The organism is Nitratireductor arenosus, assembly GCF_009742725.1.
GTDB lineage: Bacteria > Pseudomonadota > Alphaproteobacteria > Rhizobiales > Rhizobiaceae > Mangrovimarina > Mangrovimarina arenosa.
This window is the reverse complement of sequence record NZ_WPHG01000003.1, coordinates 381,942-393,624: the sequence shown is the minus strand read 5'-3', so window position 1 is coordinate 393,624 and position 11,683 is coordinate 381,942. Positions and strand designations below refer to the sequence as shown.

The window sequence follows — 11,683 nt, the reverse complement described above, 5'->3', positions numbered from 1 at the left end:
CTTAAATCCGTTCTGCATTTCATTGAATCGCAGATCGGGTTTTGCTGATTTTCTTGACGCGTTTCCGGACGCCGAGCCGGCGCCAACTTCGCCTGGAAACGCTTTATCGCCATAAGCCCGATCGGACGGCGAGCGCAGCCCGAGGGCGATGCCGGCGGCGGCATCTCCCTCCCTGCGGCAGAAATGGGCCGTCGCCTTACGCCGACTGCATGCCCTCGTTGAACATCCTGGCGCCATGCTGCCCGGTCTCGCCGTGCCTGTAAGATTCAGGAATGCGGACCACGATCTTGCCGACGCTTTGCCTCGAGGCCAGATGCCGATAGGCCTCGACGATCTCTTCGAACGCGAAGATTTTTCCGATCGTCGGAGAGACGGTCCGTTCGGCGAGCAGATCCAGACCGTCTTTCATATAGGCCATCGCTGCGGCCGGATTATCAAGCAGCAAGCGCCTCAAATCGAGACTGTGAAAGCTCTGGTTGTTGTTCATGACGGAAAGGTCCACCGACTTCGCCGATCGCAGCGCGGTCATGGCGAGTTCGACGTACCGCCCGCCGGATGACAGGCATCGGATCCCCTTCTGCAGGGCATCGTCCGGCAATGTGTTGATCACCACATCGACCCCCTTGCCGGCGGTACGCCGCTCGATCTCGACCTCGAAATCGTTGTCGCGATAGTTGAAGACGTGATGGACACCGCGTTCCCGGAGAAGTGCGATCTTGTGGTCGGACCCGACCGTGGCGAATATCTCCGCGTCTCGATGTTTGGCCATCTGCACGGCGATGAGGCCGGTGCCGCCGGCGGCGGACTGGATCAGGATCCGCTCCCCTTTGCGCAGATCGGCTTTGCGGAAAGCGCCGACCATCGTCGATGTGACGATCGGGAACGCGCTTGCCTCCTCGAAGGAGACCGAGTCGGGTTTGCGCAGCAATTGCGTCTCGCGGCAGGTGACGACGCTTCCCTGCCCGCCGAGCCGCTCCCCCATCACGGCGATCACCGGATCGCCTACCGCGACCGTCGTGACCGCGCTGCCGACCGACGCGACGACGCCGCTCGCCTCGAATCCCGGGGTAAAGGGATAGCCGGGCATGGTGGGGTACATGCCGGAGACACAAAGCAGGTCTCCGAAATTCAACGAAAACGCGTGAACGGCGACATGGACCTGATCCGGCTCGAGGTCCGCGAGTGTGCCCTCGACCAGGCGGATATCATCGATCCGGCCGGGGGTCGTCAGAAGGACATGGTGAAATTTCAGCGGGCTCGTCGCCACGGAAAGCGTCGGTCGCGACACGTCGGCGTGTTTCGGTTTGCGGCCACGCGCGAGGATGGCCTTCAATTCGACGACGGTGGCGGGGGAGGATTGGACATCCCGAGGCCCATTCCCTGCCGCTGGCGCGGCCTCACCGGCCGGCGGGACGATCGACTGACCGAAATCCGCGCAGATCTTCGCGCAAAGCCTGTCGACCGTGTTGAAATCGAAGATCGCGATCGTCGGCAGATCGATGTGAAGCGCCTGGTTGAGTTCGTTCACCAATCCAACGGAGACGATCGAATCGAACCCGTATTCCGAAAACGGTCGGTCGCTCTCGATCCGCTCGCGTGCCATGCCCAGCGATTGCGCGATCTTGTCGACCACTATCTCGCGGACATGGCTTTCGTTCGGTCTCTCCTGCGGCGGGCGGGGCGGCGGGACCGGCGCCACCTCAGCGCCACCGGCAGGCTCGTGCCGCTGCTGGCGGACCACGCCATCGCTCTCCGCGACCACCACTTGCTGCCCCAGCCCGATCGCTTGCGACGCCGGAAACAGCACCGTCTTGAAGCCCTCGCCGATCAGAACGCGTCGCCAGGCATCGGCGGACAGGCAGGGCGAGCCCGACAGGCGTACGCTCTTGTCTTCCGACAGCCACCAACCCTCGAGAAGGCCGAAGGTCAGATGCAGGAACAGCGATTTCTCGACGATCTCGTTGAGCAGCAGCAGGCCGTTGCCGCGCAGGAGCGCCTTGGCATTGCGCAAGGTCCGCCGGATGTTGCGCGTGGCGTGCAGAACGTTGGTCCCGACGACGAGATCGTACTGACCGCCATCCAGGCCCTGGTCGGCGATCGGCTTTTCGACATCGAAGATCCGGGTCCGAAAATACGGGTTCTCCGCCCCGAAAACACGCTCGCCATGCGTAAGGAAGGCCCGTGAAAGGTCGGTATAGCAATAGTCTTCGATACGGTCCCGATACGCTTTCAACCGCTCCAGGACCCGTGCGCTGGTGCCGCCGGTGCCGGCACCGACTTCCAGAATGCGGATGCGCGCCGTCGGGTCCTGTCCGGTCCGCTGCTCGATGAAGCCGGCGACCGTGTCCGCCACGATCTCGTTGAAATAGTCGGCGACGGGGTTGTCTTTGTAAAATCCCTCGACCAGCGCCATCGACGCGTTCGGAAAGAGGATGTCCGTCGCCCGCGTCGCGCCGCTCAGGATGTCGGGCAAGGCACGCATGGTCTTGTCGAGGAGTGTGACATTGGCAGCCAGGGCCGGCTCCGACAGCCAGTGGCTCCGGTGCGCGTCCCACTCCCGCCAGGCCGCCGCCTCGTCCGCCTCCGGGCACGCCAGCCTCCAGTAGGCCTTGCCGTCGCTCGCGAGATAGTTGTCGTCGGCGAGGGCGGTCAGGCTCTCCGCCAGCCATGGGTCGTAGAGATCGCGAAGTCCCAACGCGGCCTTGATCCCGTCAAAGTCCGTGGGCGAGGCCGGAAATCCGAGCTTGCACAGTTGGGCCCAGAGCAGCCGGCGCAGCAATCGTTCGATCTCTTCAAAACCCGCGGCCCTTTCTGGCCGCATCTCTTGCGCCGGTGTCGCGACCGAGGCTTGCAGCCCCGCAAGCGCCGACGGATACGCCGCCGGATTGACGCTCACCTCATCCCCGGCGACGCCATCTTCGGCGGCGAACGGCCGGGTCGGCTTCAGCAACACGACCTGATCTTGCGCCGCACGCAAAAGCAGTTCCAGCGCCGCCATGCTTTCCTCGGGTTCCAGCGACCCTTGCCCGAGCCGCGCCATGCGTTCGCGATACGCCTGTGAGGCGACGATGCCGACGGACCCCCAATAGCCCCAGTTCATCACCTTGACGGCGCATGGCAGGTCCTGCGCCAGGCGATGGGCGAACGCATCCTTAAAGGCGCAGCCGGCGGCATAATTGCTTTGCCCCGGCGGGGCCTTGAAACTCAGCATCGACGAGAAGAACAGGGCGAAGTCGAGAGGATCGCGGCCGAACACCCGCGCCAGGTGAACGCTACCGTCGACCTTGACCGACAGCGCCTCCAGAAAGGCCGGTTCCTGCATTCTGGCCAGGCTGGAATCGTTGAGGACGATCGCCGAATGGACCACGCCATGGACCTGGCCATGCGCGCGTCTGATCAAGTCGTGCACCTGCCCGAGGGCCGCCTCGTCCGACGCGTCGGCGGCATGATAGTCCGGCGCCGGGCCGAGTGCGGCAAGACGGTCGATCTTCGACTGGATCGCCGCGTTCTTGGCGCGCCGGCCGATCCAGATCACCTGCGCCTGATAGGTGCGGATCATGTACTCGCTCCAGACCTCGCCGATGCCGCCGGCGCCCCCGAGCACGACATAAACGCCACCGCGCCGATACAGGCTGGGGCTGGACCCTTCGAGCCGGCTGGGCAGCAGGGCGCGGCGGTACCACTCGCCGTGCCGGTATCCCCACGGATTGCCGTGTCCGTCCGCAGGCATTCGCAGCACGGAGGCGACGGGCCAGTCACCGTCGCGGGGCATGTCGAGAAGACGAACCCGCCAGGTCGGATATTCCTTCGCCATCGAGCCTATCAGACCGTGCATACCGGCGTGGGTCGGATTCAACGCCTCGCCGCGTTCGATCGGCAGGGTTTGCGTCGTGACCACCGTCCATCCCAGCGGCCGGTCGCCATAGCCAAGTCCGAGCAGCGCCTTGATGAAGCGGAAACATTGTAGAACGCCGCGCCGCTGGCCTTCGACCACCGCCTCCCCCAACGGCTGGGCCGGCGGATCGTCCGGCGCGAGCCAGACGACGTGATCGATGGCTCCCGCCGCATGAAGCCGATCCTCGATCGCCTCCACGCCGGACGCCGGTTCGAGCTCGATCAGGCGCGCCTGCGGATAGAGGGCGCGAAATTCCGCCCTGCGCGCGGCGCTGCCGCCGACAATGGCCACCGCATCAGAGGCGGTCGGCCAAATATCGCCGAGTTCGGGATCGGTCGTCTCCCACGCCGGCGTCAGCATCACGGCATCGCTATCGGCCGGCATCGTCGCGGGGCGCGTTTCCTCGCCCTGTCGCGCCGCCCGCATGGTGAAGCCGCGCAATGCCACGCTGGTTCGCCCGTCGTCGTCGCAAATATCGATATCCAGCTTGTGCAACGTCTGCGACGCATCGCGACCATCACTGTCGCGCACCCAGGCCCAGCCGCTGGACGGGCTTGGCCCGAACACGGCAACCGCTTCCGCCGCGAAGGGCAGCGACAGGCCACCCTGTTGCGCCTGCGCGAAATCCAGCCCCAACGCCGCCTGCAAGGCGCCGTCCAGAATGCTCGGATGAAGCCCATAACGAGCCACATCATCCCGCACCGGATCGGGCAAAGCCAAGCGGGCGAGGACCTGTTTGCGTCCGTGCCGATCGGTCCCGACGGACAGTTCGGCCATGCTGCGCTGCGCCGCGCCGTAGTCCAGGCCGATCGCCCGGAACCGTTCGTAGCACTCCTGCGCCGGGATCGATGTCGACCGGCATTGCGCCCGCAGCGCCGCTATGTCGACGACCGGGGCGTCGCGCTCGGCCAAAGGCACGGCCCGCCCCTGGCAATGCAGAATGCGTTCGCCGTCCCGCCCCCCGGCAGCTTGGGTCGACACCTCCCACGCTATATCGGCCCCGTTGCGCGCCGACAGGCCGATCGCAACGTCCACCGCGCTATCGTCGACCGCGATCGACTGCGCCCACACCACGTCCTTCAGTTCGAGTCCCGCCCGCCACGACGCGTCCCGGCCCGACTGCGATACGGCCGCACGCGCCATCTCCAGATAGGCGACCGCCGGAAACACCCGCCGCCCTTGCACCACATGGTCGGAGAGAAAGAGCTCGTCGCCGCAAAAGCGTGTCAGGAAGCGCTGGGCCGACAGGTCGGATATATTCGCTTGCAAAAGCGGGTGGGCAAGGCCGGCGCGCGCGGCGTCCGGCCCGTCCCCGGCAGGCTGGGTCCTGGTCGCGGTCGGTTTCGGCGGCAGCCAGTAGCGGTCCCTGGCGAACGGGTAGGTCGGCAGCGCCAGGCGGGCCGGCCTGTTCTCGCCATAAAGCGCCGCCCAGTCGAGCGTGACGCCCTTCACCCATAGCTCAAGCAGCCTCGCGTGCTCGCCGTTTTCGACCCATCTCGCCAGGTTTTCCCGAGGATCGGCGGCACCGGCGCCGTCTGCGGCATCGGTGTTGCGGGCGACCCTGCCGCGCTGAAGGCCTTCGATCGCGGTCTCTCCGGCCAGGTAAGCGCGCAAGGTCGCTTCGAGCTCTGATATCGAGGCCGCGACGATCCCCAGGCGCATTTCCATCGGCTGGCGCCCGACCTGCAACGTGTAGGCAAGGCTCGCGAGCTGCTCGTCGCCCAGCGGGTAGGTCGCGATCGCATCGAGCAATTGCCGCGCGCGCTCCTTCAACCGCTCCTCGGTCTTGGCCGACAGCACCACCATCGCCGGCGCTCCGGTGTCCGCTGCGAGATCGGACGCACCGGCTGGTTCCACATATTCCTCGACGATGAGATGAGCGTTTGCGCCGCCGCTGCCGAACGAGCTGATGCCGGCTCGCCGCGGCAGCGCATCGCCGTCCCCGTCGCGCAACGGCGTCCAGGGCCGGTTCTCGCGCACGACGTAGAACGGCCCCTCGTCGAGCCGGATATGCGGATTGAGATCGTCGCAATGAAGGCTCTTGACCAGCGTTTGATGCTGCAGTTGCAGCAACACCTTCAACAGACCCGCCACGCCGGCCGCCGCTTCCAGATGTCCGATATTCGTCTTCACCGAACCCAGCCCGCAATAGGGCTCCGCCTGGTCGTGCCGGCAGTCGGCGAAGGCCTCGGTGAGCCCCCTGACCTCGGTGGGATCGCCCAGCGCCGTTCCGGTGCCGTGCGCCTCGACATAGGTGATGGCGTCGGCCGGCAAATCGGCGCGGGCGAGAGCGCGCCTTACCAGCGCCGCCTGCCTGACATTGCTCGGCACGGTCAGACCCGCGGTCTGCCCGCCATGGTTGACCGCCGTTCCGGCGATGAGCCCGTGAATGCGGTCGCCGGCGGCCAGAGCCGCGTCCAGCGGCTTGAGCAGGAACATGACGCCGCCCTCGCCGCGAACATAACCGTCCGCGGCGCGGCCGAACGTCTTGCATCGCCCGTCCTTCGACAGCATGCCGGCCGAATAGAACGCGACGCTGGTGGCCGGATGGCACATGATGTTGACGCCGCCCACCAGAGCCTGGTCGCACATGCCGTTCTTGATCGCCGAGACCGCCTCGTGGACAGCGACGAGCGAGCTGGAACAGGCCGTATCGACCTGGATGCTCGGTCCGTTCCAGTCGAAGAAATAGGAGACGCGGTTGGCAAGCAGGGCGACGGATGTCGACAGTCCGAAGTGGCCGTCAATATGCTCGAGCTGCTCGCTGCACAGGCGCAACTGATAATCGGAGCCGCTCGCCCCGACATAGACGCCCGTGGCGGTCCCGGCCAGCGCATGCGCCGAATATCCGGCGTCCTCGACGCACGACCAGGCCAGTTGCAGCATCAATCGCTGCTGGGGATCGAGTGTTGCGGCATCCTTTGGGGAGATGCGGAAAAACAACGGGTCGAACTCGTCGACGCCGTGGATGAAGCCGCCCCGGTCGATGCCGCGATGCGTGTCGCCCGGGTCGATCCCGGCGGGCCAAGCCCATCTGCCGGCAGGCATCCGGCCGACCATGTCCTTGCCGTCGCGCAATATCTCCCAGAAGCTGTGCCGGTCCTCGATCCCTCCCGGCAGCCTGCATGCCATGCCCACGATCGCGATCGCGTCGCCTTTTGCCATAGGTGTCTTGCGTCTTTCGGCTGGCGGCGAACCGGCGGCCGGCGAAGCGCTCGCCTGCGGGGCCTCTGGGAGCTCGGCTCCCTCGTTGTCGGGTTCCTGCGGAAGCCGCTCCGCCAGATGCTTGGCGATACGCTCGCACGTGCCGTGCTCGGCGAAGAACGTCGCCTCCAGCCGTACGCCGAAGGTCGCGCGTATGCGCTCCCGGAGGTCGAGCAGGTCCGCCGAATCCATGCCGAGCTCGAACAGGGGTCGCGCGACGTCGATCCGCGCGCCATCACCGGCGTTGAGGATCGCCGCCACGGTCGTGGCGATGAAGGATTCGATCTCGCTCACGCCGACCGGGACCGCCGTTGCGGCGGCGTCGACCGACAGTTCCTTGCGCTGCCGGCACCCTTCATATCTGACCAGGACGCCAAAGCCGCTATTTTCGTCATCGCGCGGCCGGTAGTTCGCAACCAGCCTTTCGATTCGGGCGCCGTGCATTTCGTGAAAGCGAAGCACGGTATCGACAAGCCGCCCCTGCTCGTTCCGCAGCCCGATATAGCGGGACATGTCCACGCCGTCGTGCTTGGCGTAATCCTTGCAGCGCGTCACACCGATGACGGCGTCTATGCCCGGCGTGGCCGCGCAGTACTGAAGCATGAATTCCAGAAGCTGATCGCCATAACTCCTGTCCTGCATTTCGGGCAGAACGTTGAGCGCCAGCAGCAGCGCCAGCGGGCCGGCGTCGTCGTGCAGTTTGCCGACCGTGAACATTGTCGAAGCGCCGAAATCGTCGTTCACGACCCGTTGCGAGTAGACGGCGCCGACGAGGCCATGTTCGTTTTCGAGCGCGAGCTGACCGGCCGGATAGCGGGTCAACCGGCCGCGGATCATGGCCGAGGAGGCGCGGCTGCCCACCGCCCAACACGATTTCTCCAACGCCACCAATGTCGGCAGGTCGGCCTTGTCGGCGGGACGAATGCGATAGTCGCGATGCCTGAAGCGAACGACCGAAAACCCGTCCTTGTCCGACATCTGCCCCAATTCGAACGCCGGGCCGGCATCGGGAAAAACTCCGCCGCCGGCCAGCGTCAGCAACAATCGTTGCGGGTCCCGCATCCATTCGACCGGGGAGGACGGCTCCAACGCGGATTGTTGGGCCAGAACGATCAGGCCGTGCCGCCTGAGCCACGGTCCGAACGATCCGGCGTCGAAGAGCAGGCTCGCCGCCGCGGCGCTTGCCGCGTCGGGCGTTGCCTCCACGGCTGGAGCATGGATATAGGCCGCGTTCTCGAGGTCGGTGACGCCGAGTGCTGCCAGTTTTTCGGCAAGCAGCGCGCCGCTGTCGCAAAGGCCGGGGACAATGCGCACGGAGGAGCCGGCGTGGTCGGTGTCGGGATTGGGGTTCAAGCCGATCAGCATCGGCAACGAACCGGATGGCAGGTGCCGATACTCGGAGCGCAACGCCTGCTCGAGTTGACCGGATAATGAGCCTGCGCCGAAGCCGATATCGACGATGTATTTCGGAGCGCCATCCCGGAAGCACTGGTCCAACAGCAACCGCGCCGGAGCTTCAGCGATTTTCGTTGTGGATGTGTTTGCCATCGTCTCCCACCGTGCGGGTTCGCCAGAGCTGCATAGTCGCCCGGCCGCGGCCGCGACTTGCCTGGAACGTGTCAGTGAACCTGTGCGACGAGCTTCGTCAGAACGTTACCCGGTCCGACTTCCCTGAATTCGGTCACGCCGAGGCGCCTTAGATGGCGAACCGTGTCCTGCCACCTGACCGGGCTGGTGATCTGTCTCGCCAACAGATCCTTGATCGCCGCGGAACCGTTTTCGGCCGGATAAGGCTGCGCGGTGACGTTCGACATCACGCCGACGCGGGGTTCGCCGAAAGAGAAATCCGCCAGGGCAAGGCGAAACGCGTCGGCGGCATCTTGCATGTAACGCGAGTGGAAAGCGGCGCTGACCGGCAGCGGAATGAACATGTCGACATGCGGCTTGAGTGCCGTTTCGGCGGCCTCGATATCCGGTTCGGGACCGGAGATGATGGTTTGGCTTGGCGAATTGTGGTTGGCGATGTCGATCGTGGACAACGCATGATCCTCGATCAATCCGGCGAGCGTTTCGGCATCCGGGCCGATCACCGCGGCCATGGCGCCGCCGCGCGCCTGCCCCATGAGTTCGCCTCTCTTCTTGACGAGCCTGAGCCCGGTGTGAAAGTCGAACACGCCGCTGGCGAAAAGCGCGTTGAACTCCCCCAGGCTGTGACCCGCGACATAGGATGGAAGCCCGTTCTCACGCATGGCGCGAAAATAATGCAGGGCGTTGACGACATAGAGCGCCGGCTGCGTAAACTGGGTCTGTCTCAGCCGGCCGTCCTGATCCTCGAGGCACAGGGCGCGAATGGAATAGCCGAGAATCTGGTCGATTTCGCCCTCGAGCCTGCGGAATTCGTCGTGCTCGAACCACTCCCCTCCCATGCCGCGATGCTGCGAGCCCTGCCCCGGAAAGATGAATGCTTCCATGTCCGCGTGACCTTCCTTCCTCCGTCCGGCCGCCACAACAAACCAGCCGGCTCGTCTGAGGCTTCCCCCTTGCGACCGTTTGCGCCGGAGAGGCATTCCTCCAATCGACGGCCCCGCAGTCCGCCGGCACGCGCCCGATCGTTTGTTATTCTAATATAATAGGATGCTTCGAACAAGTCGGGCGCGGCCCGGATCATCGTTTTTGACCTTCACCGTCGCCAGATGCGGCTTGCCCGCGCTCACCCCTGGAGGGCAGGTTGATCGGTTGCGCCCGTCTGAGCACGAGATCCGGCTCGACGGATGTCGAGACCGCGATGCCGAGGGCGTAGCCCATCAGCTGACGGCTGCGAAACGTCCAGCGCCAAGGATCGTCCGCGATGGCGTTTGTGAAATGCACCGCCGGCTGCACGCCATCGACGTCGAACCAGACGCCCTCGACCGGCAGCGACATCCCCAGGCCTCGCGCCTTTAGGTAGGCTTCCTTCAGTGTCCACAGGGTGAAGAAGAACGCGCCGCGCCGATCGTCCGCCAAGGCATCAAAACGGGCCTGTTCCGGTGGCGCGAGGACGCTTTTCGCCAGGTCGTCGACAGGGCCCGCGCGGGCGCGATGTTCGACATCGACGCCCAGTTCGGCGACGCCGCCCACCGCGCATACGACCATGCCGTGGGTGTGAGAGAGGCTGAAATGCAGGCCGGTTACGCCGTGGGAGGCCTCGATGAAGGGGCGGCCATAGCGATTGGTCGCGAAGCGCCAGTCCCTCGGCGCGATGTCGCGATAGCGCGACAGGCTGGTGCGCACGAGCCCTCTAGCGGCGAGATATTGTTGGCGGGCCGATTCCGCTTTGAAAGACTCGTGACGCTGCCGCTCCTCGCGGCTCAGGAGTTGCAGGCAGTCGGCTTGTTCCGCCGGCGAGAAATGGTCGAGCGGCACGTACCACAGGTCGATGCGCGTCCGGCGCGACGGCGCCGCGGCCAGGTCGTCGACCCGGCACGAACCGCCGACGAGAGCTGAGGCATGGCTGCGCAACGCCGTACGACCGCGATCATCAAGCCCGCAAAGCGGGGCGCCGCTGCTCATACTCGCCCCTCCTTCCATAGTGTCGTTAGAGAACGCATGGAAATCACTGGTTCAAAAGAATAGAATACTAGTATAATGATTGGGTCAAGCGAGGCGGACCCGGGCAAAACTGCCCCTCCGCCGGCTTTGCCCGGCCGGGCCACCTGACGGCACCAGAACGAGGACATCACAATGATCGTCGACGCGCATCATCATCTGTGGAAGCCGGCGCGCAACGATTATGACTGGATGCGCGGCGCACCCGATATCCTGTTGCGCGATTACCTTCCCGATGATCTGGCGCCTGTATTGCAGCGGTTCGGCGTGGTGAAAACCATCGTCGTGCAGGCGGCCCAAACGCAGGCCGAAACCGACTTCCTGCTCGACCTTGCCGAAACCACGGATTTCATCGCCGGCGTGGTCGGCTGGCTCGACCTGGAAAGCGACGATTTCGGCGCTCAGCTGTCGAACTACCGAAACAGGCCGAAATTCGTCGGAATCCGGCCGATGCTGCAGGATCTGCCCGACGACGACTGGATTGTGCGGCCTAAGGTGATGCGCAGCCTTGAGGCGATCGCCAAAGCCGGCATCGCGTTCGACTTCCTCACCTACCCGCGCCATCTCGGCCATGTCGCCACGGTGCTGGAGGAAATACCGGGGCTGAGGGCGGTGATCGACCATCTGTCGAAACCACCGATCGGTTCCGGCGAACTGGATCCCTGGCGGGCGGCGATCGAGCGTGTGGCCCGCTTCGAGAACGTCTACTGCAAGCTCTCCGGCCTGATTACGGAAGCTGACCCGGCAGGCTGGCGCGTCTGCGACCTGCAGCCCTATGTTCATCACGCGGTCGCCTGTTTCGGACCGGAGCGGCTGATGTTCGGCAGCGACTGGCCGGTGTGCCGGTTGGCCGGCGAATATGGAGACGTGCTTGCGGCGACGATGCGCGCCCTGCCCGCCGAGCTGAGCGCGGATGCGAGGATATTCTCACGCAACGCGGCGCGATTTTACGGGCTGAAACCGAGCGATTGAGGGCGCGGCGGCACCGGTGCGTGGCTC

The 11,683-nt window shown here is 65.2% G+C and carries 4 protein-coding genes; 1 reads left to right on the top strand and 3 read right to left on the bottom strand.

Annotated features, from left to right (window positions below; all coding sequences use genetic code 11):
• Positions 1-196: 196 nt before the first annotated feature.
• The 3 genes from GN330_RS13910 to GN330_RS13900 all read right to left on the bottom strand — a co-directional run bounded on the left by GN330_RS13910 (position 197) and on the right by GN330_RS13900 (position 10,648).
• Positions 197-8,647: an SDR family NAD(P)-dependent oxidoreductase gene (locus GN330_RS13910; protein WP_156713289.1), complete on the bottom strand. Its 8,451-nt coding sequence runs from the start codon at positions 8,645-8,647 to the stop codon at positions 197-199.
• Positions 8,648-8,718: 71 nt separating this feature from the next.
• Positions 8,719-9,570: an ACP S-malonyltransferase gene (gene fabD / locus GN330_RS13905; protein ID WP_197435165.1), complete on the bottom strand. Its 852-nt coding sequence runs from the start codon at positions 9,568-9,570 to the stop codon at positions 8,719-8,721.
• Positions 9,571-9,763: 193 nt separating this feature from the next.
• On the bottom strand, positions 9,764-10,648 hold the full coding sequence (locus tag GN330_RS13900) for a 4'-phosphopantetheinyl transferase family protein (protein WP_197435164.1): 885 nt from the start codon (positions 10,646-10,648) through the stop codon (positions 9,764-9,766).
• A 171-nt stretch (positions 10,649-10,819) separates the two neighbouring features.
• On the opposite strand from GN330_RS13900, the gene GN330_RS13895 reads away from it, so the two are divergent.
• A complete protein-coding gene (locus GN330_RS13895) occupies positions 10,820-11,656 on the top strand; it encodes an amidohydrolase family protein (RefSeq protein WP_156713286.1) in 837 nt (278 codons plus the stop codon).
• Positions 11,657-11,683: the final 27 nt, after the last annotated feature.

Bases quoted from the DNA above. Each gene is read 5' to 3' on its own strand.
- fabD (WP_197435165.1), bottom strand. From the start codon at position 9,570: ATGGAAGCATTCATCTTTCCGGGGCAGGGCTCGCAGCATCGCGGCATG.
- GN330_RS13895 (WP_156713286.1), top strand. From the start codon at position 10,820: ATGATCGTCGACGCGCATCATCATCTGTGGAAGCCGGCGCGCAACGAT.
- GN330_RS13910 (WP_156713289.1), bottom strand. From the start codon at position 8,647: ATGGCAAACACATCCACAACGAAAATCGCTGAAGCTCCGGCGCGGTTG.
- GN330_RS13900 (WP_197435164.1), bottom strand. From the start codon at position 10,648: ATGAGCAGCGGCGCCCCGCTTTGCGGGCTTGATGATCGCGGTCGTACG.